A 14,737-nucleotide genomic window follows, 5' to 3' on the forward strand; every position below is an offset into this window, starting at 1 on the left:
GACCAGAGACGCTCCGCCCTCACCCGTCCCGAGACCGCGCCCATGCCCCCTGCCCGCGTCACGCCCGCCCGCGACATCGCCCGGCTGATCGAGATCATGTCCGCGCTGCGCACGCCGGGCTCCGGCTGCGCCTGGGACCTGGAGCAGAGCTTCGCCACCATCGCGCCCTACACCATCGAGGAGGCTTATGAGGTGGCGGACGCGATCCAGCGCGGCGATCTGGAGGACCTGAAGGACGAGCTGGGCGACCTGCTGCTGCAGGTGGCGTTCCACGCCCGCATGGCGGAGGAGGAGGGCGCCTTCGCCTTCGGCGACGTGGTGGAGGCCATCACCGCCAAGCTGATCCGCCGGCATCCGCATGTGTTCGGCGAGGCGCAGGATCGCACGCCCGAGGCCATCAAGGCCGCCTGGGGGGCGATCAAGGCCGGGGAGAAGGCGGAGCGCGCCGCCCGCCGGGGCGGGGAGGCCGCCGCGGTCAGTCTGCTGGATGGCGTTCCCCCCGCCCTGCCCGCCCTCACCCGCGCGATGAAGCTGCAGGAGAAGGCGGCGACGGTGGGTTTCGACTGGGACGACGTTGCGCTGGTGGTGGGCAAAGTGCGCGAGGAGATCGACGAGGTCGCCGAGGCGGTCGACAGCGGCGACCGCGACGCCATCGAGGACGAGATCGGCGATCTGCTCTGCGCCGTCGCCAATCTGGCGCGGCACGCGGGCGTCGATCCGGAGGCGGCCGCCCGGCGCTCCAACGCCAAGTTCGAGCGCCGCTTCCGCGCCATCGAGGCGGCGCTTGGCCGGCAGGGCCGCACGCCCGCCGACAGCGACCTCGCCGAGATGGACGCGCTCTGGAACGCCGCCAAGGCGCAGGAGCGCAAGGCTGCGGAGTGAGCCCGCGCCCGGCCGTCGAGACGTCGACCTCTAAGACTTATTCACGCCCATCGCGGGCGCTCTCCAGCGGTGCCGCCGGCCCCGCCGCGGCTTAAACTCCCGCCCTTCAGGGCTTAAGGGGGGCCGCAGCCATGACGTTGAAGACCATTCCGCCGCGCAGGTCGCGCCGATCGCTGCTGGCGGGCGGCCTGCTCGGCTTCGCCGTGGCGGCGGGCGCGCCGGCGGCCGCCAAGGATGTGGCGGGCGGCAAGGACCATCCGCTGGTCGGCCGCTACGACGGCGCGACGCTCCAGCTCTACAAGGCGAAGGACTACGAGGAGCAGCGGCTGCTGACCAAGCGCATCACGGGCGCGGACATCCGGGCGGCGGGGGGACGGCGGCTGAGCGACGCCAACGCGATCAAGGTCGCGGGCAAGGCGTTCCGGCTGAAATACTCAGGCCCCAAGGGGCGCTCGGCGCTGGAGGTCGCCCGCAACCTTCAGGATGGGCTCAAGGCCAAGGGCTTCGAGATCCTGTTCCAGTGCCGGGCGGCCGAATGCTCCGACCTCAACGGCGGCGAGCTCTATTTCGCGCTCAACGACGAGAGCCCCATGGGGCGCGGCGACATCCGTTCGGGCGTCCCCGACGTGCTCTACGCTTCCGCCGTGCTGCGGCGGCCCGAGGGCGACGTCTACGCCGGCGTCTATGTGGGCCAGTTCGGCGACACGCCCGAAACGCTGGTCGACGTGGTGGAGACCCGGCCGATGGAGGCGGAGAAGATCGTGTTCGTCGACGCCTCCGCCATGCAGCAGGCGATCGAGGCGGACGGCCGGGTGGCGCTCTACGGCGTGCTGTTCGACTTCGACAAGGCGACGCTGCGCTCGGACGCGAAACCGACCATGGACGAGATCGGCAAGCTGCTGACGGCGAACCCGGCGCTGAAGGTGGTGGTCGCGGGCCACACCGACGCCGACGGCGCGTTCGACTACAACGTGGATCTGTCGAAGCGCCGCGCCGCCTCGGTGGTGGCGACGCTGGTGAAGCGCTACGGGGTCGCCCCTGCCCGCCTGAAGTCCTTCGGCGTCGGCATGGCGTCGCCCGTGGCCACCAACGACACCGACGCCGGCCGGGCGAAGAACCGCCGGGTCGAGCTGGTGAAGGCGGCGGAGTAGCCGTCGCAGGACGACGCCGGCGGGAACGCGCCTTCCCTCGTCCCGGCCAGGGGCTGGAGCCTTTGACGCCAGCCCCTCACCGCGTCAGGCGCAGCACCTGCACGTCGAGGTCGCGGATCTTCTTGCGCAGGGTGTTGCGGTTCACGCCGAGCAGCTCCGCCGCCTTGATCTGGTTGCCGCGGGTGGCCGCGAGCGCCGCCGAGATCAGCGGATACTCCACCTCCCGCAGCACCCGGTGGTAGAGGCCGGGCGGCGGCAGGTTCTCGCCGAACTCCGAGAAATAGGCCGTCAGGTGCCGCTCCACCGAGCCCGTTAGGGTCTCGGCGCCGATGGCCTCATCCCCCATGCTGTTGGCCGGGGGCTGGGCGAGTTCGCTGTCGATGATCGAGGCGGTGATCATCTCCTGCGGGTAGAGCGCCGCGAGGCGGCGGATCAGGTTCTCCAGCTCGCGGATGTTGCCGGGCCAGCGGTAGCGCTTCAGCCGGTCCAGCGCCGCGTTGTCGATCTGCTTCGGCGGCAGGCCCTCACGGGCGGCGAGGGTGAAGAAGTGGCGCGTCAGGTCCGGCACGTCCTCGGAGCGTTCGCGCAGCGGAGGCAGGCGGATCGGCACCACGTTGAGGCGGAAGAACAGGTCCTCGCGGAACAGTCCCTGCTGGATCAGCAGGCGGAGGTCCTTGTTGGTGGCGGCGACGATGCGCACGTCGGTCTTGATGGCGGTGCGGCCGCCAACAGTGGTGTATTCGCCCTGCTGCAGCACGCGCAGCAGCCGGGTCTGGGCCTCCATCGGCATGTCGCCGATCTCGTCCAGGAACAGAGTGCCGCCCTCCGCCTGCTCGAACCGGCCGGAGGAGCGGGCCTGGGCGCCGGTGAAGGCGCCCTTCTCATGGCCGAACAGCTCCGCCTCGATCAGGTCGCGCGGAATCGCGGCCATGTTGATGGCCACGAACGGCCCGGAGCGGCGCTTGCCGTAGTCGTGCAGCGCGCGGGCCACCAGCTCCTTGCCGGTGCCGCTCTCGCCCGAGATCATGACGGTGAGGTCGGTCTGCATCAGGCGCGCCAGCACCCGGTAGATGTCCTGCATGGCGGCGGAACGGCCGACGAGGGGAATCTCGTCCGTCTCGGGGTCCTCGCCGCGCCGCGGCCCTCCCCGCCCCTTGGGCTCGGTCAGCGCCCGGCCGACGATGCTGATGACCTCCTTCAGGTCAAACGGCTTCGGCAGGTACTCGTAGGCGCCCTTCTCCGACGCGCGGATCGCGGTCATGAAGGTGTTCTGGGCGCTCATCACCACCACCGGCAGCTCGGGCCGCGCCTTCTTGATGCGCGGCAGCATGTCGAAGGCGTTCTCGTCCGGCATCACCACGTCGGTGATCACGAGATCGCCGTCGCCCTGGCTGACCCAGCGCCAGAGCGTGGCGGCGTTGCCGGTGGAGCGAACGTCGTAGCCGGCGCGGCTGAGCGCCTGGCTCAGAACCGTCCGGATCGCGGCGTCGTCGTCGGCGACGAGGATGCTGCCCTGCGGCATGGGGGTCTCAGCTCCTTGCGCGGCGGCTCTCGCCGCCGGTGTACATGGGCATCAGCACGCGGAACGAGGTGCGCCGCGGCTGGGACTCGCATTCGATGATCCCGCCATGGGCGCCCACGATCTTCGCCACCAGCGCGAGCCCGAGGCCGGAGCCGGTGGGCTTGGTGGTGACGAAGGGATCGAACAGGTGCGGCAGCAGATCGTCCGGCACGCCGGGGCCGTTGTCGCGCACCGTGAACTGCAGCGGCAGGCTGACCTTGGCGGAGGCGCCCGGCACGCTGAGCCGCACGCCCGGCCGGAACGCTGTGGAGAGGTGGATCTCGCCGTCCGGCGCGTCGCCGATGGACTCCGCCGCGTTCTTCACCAGATTGAGGAACACCTGGATCAGCTGGTCCCGGTTGGCGAGCACCGGCGGCAGCGAGGGGTCGTAGTCCTCCACGATCTTCAGGCCGCGGGCGAAGCCGGACTGGGCGATGCGCTTCACATGCTCCAGCACCGCATGGATGTTGACCGCCTCGCGCTCGATCGGCCGCTCGTCGGAGAACACCTCCATGCGGTCGACCAGCTTCACGATGCGGTCGGCCTCGTCGCAGATCAGGCGGGTGAGCGCCCGGTCGTCGTCGCTCGCCGACTGCTCCAGAAGCTGGGCCGCGCCGCGGATGCCGGACAGCGGGTTCTTGATCTCATGCGCGAGCATGGCGGCGAGCGCGGTGACCGAACGCGCCGCGCCGCGATGGGTGAGCTGGCGGTCCATCTTGTCGGCGATGGTGCGCTCCTGCAGCACGATCGCCAGCACGTCCGGCTTCTCGTGCAGCGGCGCCACATGGATGTCGACGATGCGGTCGCCGCCGTTGCGCGGCGTGCCGAGATCGACCCGATACTCGTTCACCGGGGCGCCCCGCTCCCGCGCCTGGTCGATCAGCGCCAGAAGCGGCGAGCCGAAGGGAATGAACTCCTTGATCGGCCGGCCGCACAGCACGTTGGCGCTGATCTCGAAAAAGGCTTCCGCGGACACGTTCACGTCCACGATCACATCGTCGCCGTCGAGGCAGATCACCGGGTGCGGCAGCGCGTTCAGCACCGCCTCCGGGGCCCCCGCCCCGGCGCGACGCTTGCGGGAGACGCCGGCGCTCACGCCGCCGCCCTCCAGGCCAGCTCGTCATAGGCCCGGTCCAGCGCCGCGCGGGCGCGGGTCGCGTCCGGCGCGGTCAGAACGGCCGCCTTCGCCTCCTGCGGCGCAGGGGCCCCGACCGTTTCGGCCGCCGCGTCCAGATACCAGCCGAGATGCTTGCGGGCGTGCCGGACGCCGGTCTCATGGCCATACAGCGTGAGCAATCCTTCGTAATGTTCGGCCGCGAGGGCCTTTTGCGCATCGAGCGAGGGCGGAGCGCGGCGTTCCCCGTCGGCGAGCCGGGCCGCCACCTCGCCCGGAAACCAGGCGCGCCCCTGCGCGCCGCGGCCGATCATCACCGCGTCGGCGCCGGAAGCGTCCAGCATGTCCTCGGCGTCGTCGGCGCGGGTCAGGTCGCCGTTCGCGACCACGGGAATCGTCACGCGCTGTTTCACCGCCCGGATCGCGGACCAGTCGGCGCGGCCGTCGTAAAGCTGGGCGCGGGTGCGGCCATGCACCGTGACCATGCGCGCGCCCTCGCCTTCCGCCCGCGCCGCAAGCTCCGGCGCCACGATGGAGGCCGCGTCCCAGCCGAGCCGCATCTTCACCGTGACCGGAGCCTCGACCGCCGCGACGGTGGCCGCGATCAGCCGCACCGCGAGGTCGAGATCCTTCAGCAGCGCCGAGCCGCCATGGCCGCCGACCACCTTCTTGGCCGGGCAGCCCATGTTGATGTCGACGACCGCGGCCCCCGCCCCGACCGCGACCTTCGCCGCCTCCGCCATCCAGGCCGGATCGCGCCCCGCGAGCTGCACCACATGCAGGTCGAGGCCCGAGCCCTCCGCCCTGAGCCGCGCCTCGTCGTCGGCGGTGGCGAGCTCACGCGAGGCCACCATCTCGGACACCACGAGGCCCGCGCCGAGCCGCGCCGCGATTCGACGAAACACCACGTCGGTCACGCCGGACATGGGCGCGAGCAGAACCGGATTCGCGACGGCGACGTCTCCAATCGCGAACGGGGACAACGGTTTGGACGACTTAGGAGTGCTCATAAATTAGCCTGAACGCCATTTGCCCACATATTAGACAGTTTCCGCGCCGACACAACGCGCAAAACATGGGCGGCGTGCGGGAGCCGGGACAGACGGGGCCCGCTTCGCTAGAACCCGTGCGGACGGCCGTCGCCGCCGCCGACGAAACGGGTGTGACGTATGGGTGTTTCACAGCATGACGGCCCTCGCGTGGCGGCGCTGATCTGCGCCGCCGGCTCAGGCTCGCGAGCCGGCGAAGGACTGCCCAAGCAGTACCGTCTGCTGGACGGGCGCCCGATCCTTTCGGCCTCGCTCGATCTGTTCCTGAACCATCCCGCGGTGTCGTTGGTGGCGACCGTGATCGGCGCCGACCATCGCGCTCTGTACGACGCCGCCGCGGCCCCGTTCGCAGCCTCCGAAACGCTGCTCGCGCCTGCGATCGGCGGCGACAGCCGTCAGGCGTCGGTGCGGGCCGGACTCGAAGCGCTGGCCGAGCGCGAGATCGACATCGTGCTGGTGCACGACGCCGCCCGCCCCTTCGCGTCGGCCGCGCTGGTGGATCGGGCCATCGCATCGGCCTTCGCCAATGGCGGCGCGGTTCCGGGCGTGGCGGTGGTGGACACCATCTGTGAGGTGGACCGGGGCGGCGGGCGCGGGGCGACGCTGGACAGGGAGCGCTGCCGTGCGCTGCAGACCCCGCAGGCGTTCGATTACGCCCTGTTGCGCGCGGCCCACGCGCAGGCCGAAGGCGCCGGGCGCGCGGACTTCACCGACGACGGGGCCCTCTACGCTTGGGCCGGCCACCGGGTCGTCGTGTTCGAAGGGGAGACCGAAAACGTGAAGCTGACGACGCCCGAACAGTTCGAGGTCTTCGCCCGTCGCGAGGCCGTGGAGACCCTGCTGACGCTGGGCGACGTGCGCATGGGCACGGGCTTCGACGTTCACGCCTTCGGCCCCGGCGACCATGTGATCCTGGGCGGCGTCGCGGTCCCGCACGACTTCGGGCTGAGCGGCCATTCCGACGCGGATGTGGTGCTGCACGCCCTGACCGACGCGGTGCTGGGCGCCCTCGGCGACGGTGACATCGGCGCCCATTTCCCCCCCTCCGACCCGACGTGGAAGGGCGCGGATTCCGCTAAGTTCATGGCGGACGCGGTGGCGCGAGTGCGGGCGCGGGGCGGCGTGATCGCCCATCTCGACGTGACGGTGATCGGCGAGGCGCCCAAGGTGGGGCCGCATCGGGAGGCCATGCGGGCGCGGATCGCCGAGATCTGCGGCGTGGCCCTGAGCCGGGTCGGCGTGAAGGCTACCACCACCGAAAAGCTCGGCTTCGCCGGCCGCCGCGAGGGCCTCGCCGCCATGGCCTCCGCCACCATCCGCTTGCCGCTGACGGAGGACCTCGCATGAGCGCCGACGCCTACGCCCTCGCCGAAGAGGTTCTGCGCCTCGCCCGCGCCGCGGGGCTGACGATCGTCACCGCCGAATCCTGCACCGGCGGGCTGGCGGCGGCGGCGCTGACCGAAGTTCCCGGCGCGTCCGACGTGGTGGACCGGGGCTTCGTCACCTATTCCAACGCCGCCAAGGTCGCCTTGCTCGGCGTGCCCGAGGCGACGCTCGAAGCCTATGGCGCGGTGAGCGAGCCGACGGCCCGCGCCATGGCGGAAGGCGCCCTCGCCCGGGCCGGCGCCGGCCTGTCGGTGGCGATCACCGGCGTCGCAGGTCCCGGCGGCGGTTCGGACCAAAAGCCTGTCGGACTGGTGCATTTCGCCGCCGCGCGCGCCGGCCGCGCAACGCTGCACCGGGAGCGCCGCTTCGGCGATCTCGGCCGCGCCGAGGTGCGTCGCCGCGCGACGCTGGAGGCGCTCGACCTGCTGCGGGAGGCGGCCGGAGCGACCGCTTTCGTTTGAGCAGCGGCCGCGTTTGAACGGTTGCGGGCCGCTTGGCCTGCGCCGTCACGCCCGAGACAGGCTCACGGGCGTCCGGTTCCGCAGCTTGATCCTGACGCTGTTTTCCCCCTCACCCGGCGCTTCGCGCCGACATCTCCCCAGCGGGGAGAGGTCGGACGACCCAGTCATCCGGGTGAGGGGAGCGACGGGCGCTGAAAAGACCGCGCGACTGACAGCAGACCAAGCCGGACAGCCGCGAGACCGGCTCGGGCATGACGACGGTGCGCTCGCAATCAGTTTCCGGCGAGCGCCGTCAGCCGGTCCAGCGCCGCGCTGAAGCCCTCGAGCGACACGTTGAAGCTCACCAGCTGGCCGTCGCCGAGGTTGAGCGAGCCGACCGTGAGCTGCTTGCCGCCCTTGAGCGCCGTGACGGCGCTCGCCGGCAGCGAGACCGGCAGCAGGCAGCCGGCGGGCACGCAGGTGGAGAAGCGGAGCCCGGAGCCGAAATCCTTGTCGTCCAGGGTCAGCACCGCGCCGGAATCGAGCTTCAGCCCGAAGGGCATCAGCACCGCGCCGTCCACCTTGCCGTCCTTGGGCGCCCGCAGCTCGATGGCGTAGACCCGCCGGCCGGTCTGGCGGTCGCCCTGGGCCTGGGACAGCAGGCAGCTCTTGCGGCCCTCCGTCACCCGGCAGTCCACGGTCCAGTCTCCGAAGGTCTCGTTGATGGCGGCGGCGCCGTTCGGCAGCGTCTCGGCCGGCTGTTGCGGGGCCTGGGCCTTGGCCTCGCCCGCCGGCGCAGGGGCGGCCGCGGGCGTCTGCCCCTGCTGACGCAACCGGTCGGTGGCGGCCTTCATCTGGTCCGCGGTCGGCTGCTGCTGGGCGAGAGCCAGCGACGGAAGGGCGGCGGCGAGCAGCGCGGCGACGACGGCGCGACGGAACGGCATGGCGGAACTCTTCAAGGTCGGCGGATCATTGCGCGGCCGGCGCGGCGCGCGGTCCGCCCTCCAACACCACGCCCCGCGCCGCCGATCAAGCTGAAACCGGCGAAAGCGGCCCGAAACGAATTACAATCATTCCAATATGTTAGACATTGGATTTCATTTTCACTGAAGGAGTTTCGTTCCTTCCTCCAGTTTTTCTGAAGTGCGCGAAATATCCGGCCCGCCGGCCCGTTCCCGTGACGATTTCATGTCCGGCGGGTCTTTTATTTTGGGGTCCCACACCTTATCATACTTATGCTCGAAATGAGCATATCGGAACGGTTTGATCCTGGGAGGACGCCATGTCCCCGCTCGCCGCCCTGAAAGCCCCCGCCCTGCGCACGGCCGCCCCCGGCCCGCGCCGCTTCGCTCCCGTGGCCATGCCGTCGCTGGAATGGACGCCCGAGGTCGAGGCCGCGACCGCGCACCTCTACGACCGGGTCAAGACCGTCATCCCCCCGGTGGAGTGGCCGTTCTTCGCGCCTTACGTGAAGGCCATCAACGAGCTCAAGAAGGTTCGCAACGCGGTCATCCTGGCGCACAACTACCAGACGCCGGAGATCTACAACTGCGTGGCCGACGTGGTGGGCGACAGCTTCCAGCTCGCCCGCGAGGCCACCAAGACCGACGCCGAGGTCATCATCCAGGGCGGCGTGCACTTCATGGCCGAGACCTCCAAGATCCTGAATCCGGACAAGACCGTGCTGATCCCGGACGCCCGCGCCGGCTGCTCGCTCGCGACCTCGATCACCGCCGCGGACGTGCGCGAGCTGCGCCGCCGTCATCCGGGCGTGCCGGTCGCGGTCTATGTGAACACCACGGCCGAGGTGAAGGCCGAGGCCGACATCTGCCTCACCTCCGGCAACGCGGTGGCGGTGGTGGAGTCGCTCGGCGTCCCCGAGGTGATGGTGCTGCCGGACCAGTATCTCGCCGCCTGGATCGCGACCCAGACCAAAGTGAAGATCATCACCTGGAACGGCGCCTGCGAGGTGCATGAGCGCTTCACCGCGGAGGAGCTGCGCGCCTATCGCGAGGCGGACCCGGACGTCACCATTCTGGCGCATCCGGAATGCCCGCCGGAGGTGATCGCGGAGGCGGACTTCACCGGCTCCACCGCCAAGCTCGCGGACTACGTGAAGTTCAGGTCGCCGAAGAAGGTGGTGCTGATCACCGAATGCTCCATGGCGGACAACATCATGACCTCGGCCCCGAACACCGAGTTCGTGAAGCCGTGCAACCTGTGCCCGCACATGAAACGCATCACCCTCCCGAAGATCCTCGAAAGCCTCGTCCATATGCGCGAGGAGATCGTGGTCGATCCCGTGATCGCCGAGCGCGCCCGCATGAGCGTGGAGCGCATGGTGAACCTGAAGATCTGACGGCCCCGGGCCAACCGCCCGCTTGAACGAGTGGAAACCGCTGTCCGTGTAAGCCCGTCATGCCCGGCGAAGCCGGGTATCCACGACGTTCCGCGTCCGAACGCCTGCGCAGGTTCAGGTCGTGGATGCCCGAGGCAGGCTCGGGCATGACGAAGACTGGACGTTCCTCTCGGGCTCCACGCGCGCTGATCCCGGCTCGAGGCCGGAACCAGCGCGAGGCGCACTCCGCCCCCCGCGCCATCTGCCGGAAACGACGCCATGAACGACAGCCCTGATCCGATCGATCCCGACGCCCTCGCGCCTCTGTCCTGGGCCGGCGTTGACGACATCGTCATCGTCGGCGGCGGGCTCGCCGGGCTGTTCTGCGCCCTGAAGCTCAGCCCGCGGCCGGTCACCATCCTCTCGCCCACGCCGCTCGGCGACGGCGCCTCGTCCGCCTGGGCGCAGGGCGGCATCGCGGCGGCGGTGGGGCTCGGCGACAGCGCCGAGGCCCATGCGCTGGACACCATCGCAGCCGGCGCCGGCATCGTGGACGAGAACGTGGCGCGCATGATGACGGCGGAGGCCGCTGACCGCGTCGCCGATCTGCTGGCCTACGGCGCGCCGTTCGACCGCGATCTGGAGGGCCGGCTTCAGCTCTCCCGCGAGGCCGCCCACTCCGAGCGGCGCATCGTGCGCGTGAACGGCGATCTCGCCGGCCGCGCGGTGATGGGCGCGCTGATCCAGGCCGTGCGCCGCACCCCCTCGATCCGGGTGCTCGAAGGCCTGACGGCGGAGGACCTTGTCACCGAAGGCCGCTTCGTCGTCGGCGTCATCGCCCGCCCGAAGGGCGCGGCGAGACCGGTGCGCGTCATCGGCCGGGCGGTGGTGCTCGCCACCGGCGGCGTGGGCCACCTCTACGCCGTCACCACCAACCCGCAGGAGGCGCGCGGCGCCGGCCTCGCCATGGCGGCGCGGGCGGGGGCGACGCTGGCCGACCTGGAATTCGTGCAGTTTCACCCCACCGCGATCGCGGTCGGCCGCGACCCGGCCCCGCTCGCAACGGAGGCGCTGCGCGGCGAGGGCGCCGTGCTGGTGGACGCGAGCGGCCGCCGCATCATGGCGGGCGTCCATCCCGACCTCGACCTCGCCCCGCGCGACATCGTGGCCCGCGCCGTGTTCGAGGCGGCCCGCGACGGCGGCGCCTTCCTCGACGCGCGGGACAAGGTGGGCGAGCGTTTCCCCACCCGCTTCCCCACCGTCTACGCCGCCTGCATGGAGGCCGGCGTCGATCCCGTCCGGCAGCCGATCCCGGTGGCGCCGGCGGCGCATTACCACATGGGCGGCGTGCTGACCGACGCCAGCGGCCGCTCCTCGCTGGACGGGCTGTGGGTCTGCGGCGAGACCGCCTCCACCGGCGCCCATGGCGCGAACCGGCTGGCCTCGAACTCCCTGCTGGAGGCGGTGGTGTTCGGCGCCCGCATCGCCGAGGACATCCTCGGCCTGTTCCCGGCCGCGCCCGCCAACCTTCGGGCCGCCCTGCCCGGCCTCCCCGCCTCCACGCCGGCGGACGGCGCCGCGGCGGCGGAGATCCGCCGGCTGATGGCCGACCATGTGGGCGTGGTGCGCGAGGCCGCCGGCCTCAGTCTCGCCATCGCGGGGCTGGACCGCATCCGCCGCGCGGCCCGCGACCGGGACACGCTCAACATGGCGACCTCCGCCCTGCTGATCGCGGTGGCGGCCGAGCGCCGGAAGGAAAGCCGCGGCGGCCACTTCCGCGCCGACAGGCCCGACGCCGATCCCGCGCTCGCCCATCGCTCCATGCTGACGCTGGACGACGCGCTGGCCCACCTCCACGCGCCGCTGGAGCGCGCGTCGTGACCGCTCTGGGCCAGCTCGATCCCATCGCCGTGCGCCGCGCGGTGGAAGCCGCGCTCGCCGAAGACCTTGGCCGCGCGGGAGACGTCACCACCGCCGCCACCATCCCGGCCGACGCGCGCGCCCGGCTGGTGATCGCCGCCCGCCAGCCGGGCCGGCTCGCGGGGCTGCCGCTCGCCGAGGCCGCCTTCGCGGCGCTCGCTCCCGCCATCCGCTTCGTGGCGGAGAAGGGAGACGGCGACGCGCTGGCGCCCGGCGACGTGATCGCCCGCATCGAAGGCCCGGCCCGGCCGGCGCTGTCGGCCGAGCGCACCGCGCTGAACTTCCTCGGCCACCTGAGCGGCGTCGCCACCGCCACCGCTTCCTTCGCCGACCTGATCGCCCACACCCGCGCGAAGATCTGCTGCACCCGCAAGACCACGCCAGGCCTGCGGGTGTTCGAGAAATACGCCGTGCGCTGCGGCGGCGGCGCGAACCACCGCTTCGGCCTCGACGACGCCATCCTGATCAAGGACAACCACATCGCCGTGGCGGGCTCGATCGCGGCGGCGCTCGACGGCGCGAAGGCCTATGCGGGCCATCTGGTGAAGATCGAGATCGAGGTCGACACGCTCGACCAGCTCGATCAGGTCCTCGCCCACGGCGCCGCGGACGTGGTGCTGCTCGACAACATGGGGCCGGACGTCTTGCGCGAAGCGGTGGCCCGCGTCGCGGGGCGTCTCGTGACGGAAGCCTCCGGCAACGTCTCGCTGGAGACGGTCAAGGCGATCGCCGAGAGCGGCGTCGACCTGATCTCCGTCGGCCGCATCACCCACTCCGCCCCGACGTTGGACCTCGGACTCGACGTGGCGGTGGGGTGAGAGCCTCGCGACCGTGGCGATCCGCCCGATCCCGCGCTCTCCGCGTCAGGGACGCGGCGCCATGCCGTATTTCTCCATTAACGTCTGGCGATAGGCGGCGTTGGCTTCGCCGTCCAGCGAACGGGCCTTGGCGAGTTCGTCGCTGGTGATGGGAATTTCGCGATAGCCCCGCTCGGTCAGGCATGCGTCGCGCCGCTTGTATTTGGCGATCGAGTCCGAAATGCCCGCGCCGACGCCGGCGCCGACGCTGCCCGCCACGGACCCGTCGCTGTAACCCTGCGCCGTGGCCGGGCCGTTTTCGGCGATGGTCGCGCACTCCTTGTAGTCCGCGTCGACCTGCGTGACGCCCACGCCTGGCTTGGCCCAGATGCGCGGCGAGCCGCATCCGGCCAGCGTCAGGGCCAGAATGGCGGCGACATATGCTCCGGATCGCATGGCGTGATCTCCCCCGAATCCCTTACGCGGCTGCGCGCCAAGGTTGAACCCGCGCCGTGGCCGGCGCCAAGGTCCGCGCGCGTCGGAGCCTGTGTGAAAATTCGGCTCCATCGTGATGTCCGAGCGTGTCTTGAGCCTGATGCGGCGCAGGCCGCGCGCTTCCGCGCGTCCCGAACAGCCTCTCACGGCGTCACGGATTCATCGCCTCGGGCCGCTTTCGGTCCCAGCCGTTGCTCCGGAGGACGGCCGTACGGCCCGGTCCTCCGCGATCCGCACGGGAGGGCCGGCGAGCGTCACCACGCGGTCGGCGAGCCGATGCGCCTCGCGGCTGTCGTGGGTGACGAACAGCACCGTGGTCGGGCGCCGCGCCACCAGCGCGGCAAGCAGGTCGCGCAGTTTTTCGGCGTTGGCCTCGTCCAGCGAGACAAAGGGCTCGTCCATCAGCAGCAGATCCGGCTCGAGCGCGAAGGCGCGGGCGAGCGCGGCCCGGCGCTGCATGCCCACCGACAGGCGCTCGGGGTAGACGTCGGCCGCGTCGCCAAGGCCCATCTCCTCAAGCAGGCTTCGCGCCCGGCGCTCGGAGGCGGGCGAGCCGTCGAGCGGCAGCAGCACGTTCTGAAGCACGGTGCGCCACGGCAGCAGGCGCGGGTTCTGGAAGGCGTAGCCGATCCGGGGCTCGGCCCCGCCGGTGAAGCGGATCTCGCCCTCGAACGCCCGGTCGAGCCCGGCGATCATGTTCAGAAGCGTGGTCTTGCCGAGGCCCGACGGCCCGAGCACGGCCACGAAGGACCCATCCGCCACCTCGAGCAGGAAGTCGCGGTAGAGCGCGCGTTCGGGCGCGCCGGACTGCGCCGGGAAGGTCTTGGCGCGGATGTGGACCGTGACGCCGGTCATCGCCGCCACCGGTTGGCCGCGCGCTCCCACGGCTGCACCACGCCGATCTCGATCGCCTGCACGATCAGGCCGAAGGCGAGCGCGTAGGCGAGGATGGTCGCCACGTCGAACAGCTGGAACGCGGTCTGGAGCTCGAAGCCGACGCCGTTCGGCCGTCCCAGAAGCTCCACCACCAGCACGATCTTCCAGACCAGCGCGAGGCCCGACCGGGCGGCGGCGGCGAAGAACGGCGCGAGCTGCGGCAGCGCCACATGGCGCAGCGTCGTCCAGCGTCCGAAGCGGTAGACCGCCGCCATCTCCGACAGGTCGCGGCTGAGCGCGACGGTCCCCTCGCGCAGCGTCACGGCCACGTTCGGCACCTTGTTCACCGCCACCGCGGCGATCGCGGCCCATTCGTTCAGGCCGAACCACACATAGGCGAGGATGATGATGACCAGCGCCGGAAGGTTGAGGAACAGCGTCACCCACGGCCCGAGCAGCCGGTCGGCGGTGGGCGACAGGCCGAGCCAGACGCCGAGCATGGAGCCCAGAACCATGGCGAGCCCGAAGCTGACGGCGACGCGGGCGAGCGTGGCTCCGAGATTGAGCGCCAGGTCGCCCGAGGCTGCCGCGGCGCGCAGCGCGTCCAGCACCTGGGGCGGCGACGGCAGCAGCGGCGACTGCGCATAGGCCGCCGCCGCCCACCACACGGCGGCGAGCACGGCGAGCGACGCCGCCGACCAGCCGAGACGACCGAGAACGCCTGTCAC

At 71.3% G+C, this 14,737-nt stretch carries 14 protein-coding genes; 7 read left to right on the plus strand and 7 right to left on the minus strand.

Features of this window, described 5'->3' with window-relative positions:
* Nucleotides 1-42: 42 nt before the first annotated feature.
* Together mazG and PKE85_RS04090 are read left to right on the plus strand one after the other, a co-directional pair.
* The gene (gene mazG, locus PKE85_RS04085; protein ID WP_271203504.1) at nucleotides 43-882 is read left to right on the plus strand and encodes a nucleoside triphosphate pyrophosphohydrolase; all 840 of its coding nucleotides are present in this window, start codon (nucleotides 43-45) and stop codon (nucleotides 880-882) included.
* 131 nt (nucleotides 883-1,013) lie between these two features.
* On the plus strand, nucleotides 1,014-2,033 hold the full coding sequence (locus PKE85_RS04090; protein ID WP_271203505.1) for an OmpA family protein: 1,020 nt from the start codon (nucleotides 1,014-1,016) through the stop codon (nucleotides 2,031-2,033).
* Nucleotides 2,034-2,109: 76 nt separating this feature from the next.
* Here PKE85_RS04090 and ntrC read toward each other — a convergent pair whose 3' ends face one another.
* The 3 genes from ntrC to dusB are packed head-to-tail and all read right to left on the minus strand — an operon-like array spanning nucleotide 2,110 to nucleotide 5,718.
* A complete protein-coding gene (ntrC, locus tag PKE85_RS04095; RefSeq protein ID WP_271203506.1) occupies nucleotides 2,110-3,555 on the minus strand; it encodes a nitrogen regulation protein NR(I) in 1,446 nt (481 codons plus the stop codon).
* Between the two features lie 7 nt (nucleotides 3,556-3,562).
* A complete protein-coding gene (locus tag PKE85_RS04100; protein WP_271203507.1) occupies nucleotides 3,563-4,690 on the minus strand; it encodes a two-component system sensor histidine kinase NtrB in 1,128 nt (375 codons plus the stop codon).
* Nucleotides 4,687-5,718, minus strand: a complete 1,032-nt coding sequence (dusB, locus tag PKE85_RS04105) for a tRNA dihydrouridine synthase DusB (RefSeq protein ID WP_271203508.1) — start codon at nucleotides 5,716-5,718, stop codon at nucleotides 4,687-4,689. The genes PKE85_RS04100 and dusB overlap by 4 nt, the downstream gene beginning before the upstream one ends.
* 159 nt (nucleotides 5,719-5,877) lie before the next feature.
* Between dusB and PKE85_RS04110 the strand changes: the two genes are divergently transcribed.
* Nucleotides 5,878-7,104 carry a bifunctional 2-C-methyl-D-erythritol 4-phosphate cytidylyltransferase/2-C-methyl-D-erythritol 2,4-cyclodiphosphate synthase gene (locus tag PKE85_RS04110; RefSeq protein ID WP_271203509.1) on the plus strand — a complete coding sequence of 409 codons (1,227 nt, stop codon included), beginning with the start codon at nucleotides 5,878-5,880 and terminating at the stop codon, nucleotides 7,102-7,104.
* Complete coding sequence (locus PKE85_RS04115; protein ID WP_271203510.1) at nucleotides 7,101-7,604, plus strand: CinA family protein; 504 nt, start codon at nucleotides 7,101-7,103, stop codon at nucleotides 7,602-7,604. The genes PKE85_RS04110 and PKE85_RS04115 overlap by 4 nt, the downstream gene beginning before the upstream one ends.
* A gap of 272 nt (nucleotides 7,605-7,876) precedes the next feature.
* On the opposite strand, the gene PKE85_RS04120 is transcribed toward PKE85_RS04115, so the two are convergent.
* Entirely contained in the window at nucleotides 7,877-8,527 is a 651-nt protein-coding gene (locus PKE85_RS04120) for an invasion associated locus B family protein (protein WP_271203511.1), read from the minus strand.
* A 338-nt stretch (nucleotides 8,528-8,865) separates the two neighbouring features.
* Between PKE85_RS04120 and nadA the strand changes: the two genes are divergently transcribed.
* The 3 genes from nadA to nadC all read left to right on the plus strand — a co-directional run bounded on the left by nadA (nucleotide 8,866) and on the right by nadC (nucleotide 12,659).
* On the plus strand, nucleotides 8,866-9,942 hold the full coding sequence (gene nadA, locus PKE85_RS04125) for a quinolinate synthase NadA (RefSeq protein WP_271203512.1): 1,077 nt from the start codon (nucleotides 8,866-8,868) through the stop codon (nucleotides 9,940-9,942).
* 258 nt (nucleotides 9,943-10,200) lie between these two features.
* Nucleotides 10,201-11,802 (plus strand): L-aspartate oxidase, encoded by a 1,602-nt coding sequence (locus PKE85_RS04130; protein WP_271203513.1) that lies wholly within the window; start codon nucleotides 10,201-10,203, stop codon nucleotides 11,800-11,802.
* A complete protein-coding gene (gene nadC / locus PKE85_RS04135) occupies nucleotides 11,799-12,659 on the plus strand; it encodes a carboxylating nicotinate-nucleotide diphosphorylase (RefSeq protein ID WP_428981312.1) in 861 nt (286 codons plus the stop codon). Before PKE85_RS04130 ends, nadC begins: the two co-directional genes overlap by 4 nt.
* Nucleotides 12,660-12,704: 45 nt before the next feature.
* Here the strand turns inward: nadC and PKE85_RS04140 are convergent, their stop codons facing one another.
* From PKE85_RS04140 to PKE85_RS04150, 3 genes are all read right to left on the minus strand, one after another.
* Nucleotides 12,705-13,094 carry a hypothetical protein gene (locus tag PKE85_RS04140; protein ID WP_271203514.1) on the minus strand — a complete coding sequence of 130 codons (390 nt, stop codon included), beginning with the start codon at nucleotides 13,092-13,094 and terminating at the stop codon, nucleotides 12,705-12,707.
* A gap of 198 nt (nucleotides 13,095-13,292) precedes the next feature.
* Nucleotides 13,293-13,988, minus strand: a complete 696-nt coding sequence (locus tag PKE85_RS04145) for an ABC transporter ATP-binding protein (protein WP_271203515.1) — start codon at nucleotides 13,986-13,988, stop codon at nucleotides 13,293-13,295.
* Entirely contained in the window at nucleotides 13,985-14,737 is a 753-nt protein-coding gene (locus PKE85_RS04150; protein ID WP_271203516.1) for an ABC transporter permease, read from the minus strand. The genes PKE85_RS04145 and PKE85_RS04150 overlap by 4 nt, the downstream gene beginning before the upstream one ends.

Origin of the sequence: Methylopila jiangsuensis (genome assembly GCF_027922305.1) — a bacterium.
Classification (GTDB): domain Bacteria; phylum Pseudomonadota; class Alphaproteobacteria; order Rhizobiales; family Methylopilaceae; genus Methylopila; species Methylopila jiangsuensis.

Excerpts from the sequence above, each read along its gene's own strand:
- mazG (WP_271203504.1), top strand. The coding sequence starts at position 43 with ATGCCCCCTGCCCGCGTCACGCCCGCCCGCGACATCGCCCGGCTGATC.
- PKE85_RS04090 (WP_271203505.1), top strand. The coding sequence starts at position 1,014 with ATGACGTTGAAGACCATTCCGCCGCGCAGGTCGCGCCGATCGCTGCTG.
- ntrC (WP_271203506.1), bottom strand. The coding sequence starts at position 3,555 with ATGCCGCAGGGCAGCATCCTCGTCGCCGACGACGACGCCGCGATCCGG.
- dusB (WP_271203508.1), bottom strand. The coding sequence starts at position 5,718 with ATGAGCACTCCTAAGTCGTCCAAACCGTTGTCCCCGTTCGCGATTGGA.
- PKE85_RS04110 (WP_271203509.1), top strand. The coding sequence starts at position 5,878 with ATGGGTGTTTCACAGCATGACGGCCCTCGCGTGGCGGCGCTGATCTGC.
- PKE85_RS04115 (WP_271203510.1), top strand. The coding sequence starts at position 7,101 with ATGAGCGCCGACGCCTACGCCCTCGCCGAAGAGGTTCTGCGCCTCGCC.
- PKE85_RS04120 (WP_271203511.1), bottom strand. The coding sequence starts at position 8,527 with ATGCCGTTCCGTCGCGCCGTCGTCGCCGCGCTGCTCGCCGCCGCCCTT.
- nadA (WP_271203512.1), top strand. The coding sequence starts at position 8,866 with ATGTCCCCGCTCGCCGCCCTGAAAGCCCCCGCCCTGCGCACGGCCGCC.
- PKE85_RS04130 (WP_271203513.1), top strand. The coding sequence starts at position 10,201 with ATGAACGACAGCCCTGATCCGATCGATCCCGACGCCCTCGCGCCTCTG.
- PKE85_RS04140 (WP_271203514.1), bottom strand. The coding sequence starts at position 13,094 with ATGCGATCCGGAGCATATGTCGCCGCCATTCTGGCCCTGACGCTGGCC.
- PKE85_RS04145 (WP_271203515.1), bottom strand. The coding sequence starts at position 13,988 with ATGACCGGCGTCACGGTCCACATCCGCGCCAAGACCTTCCCGGCGCAG.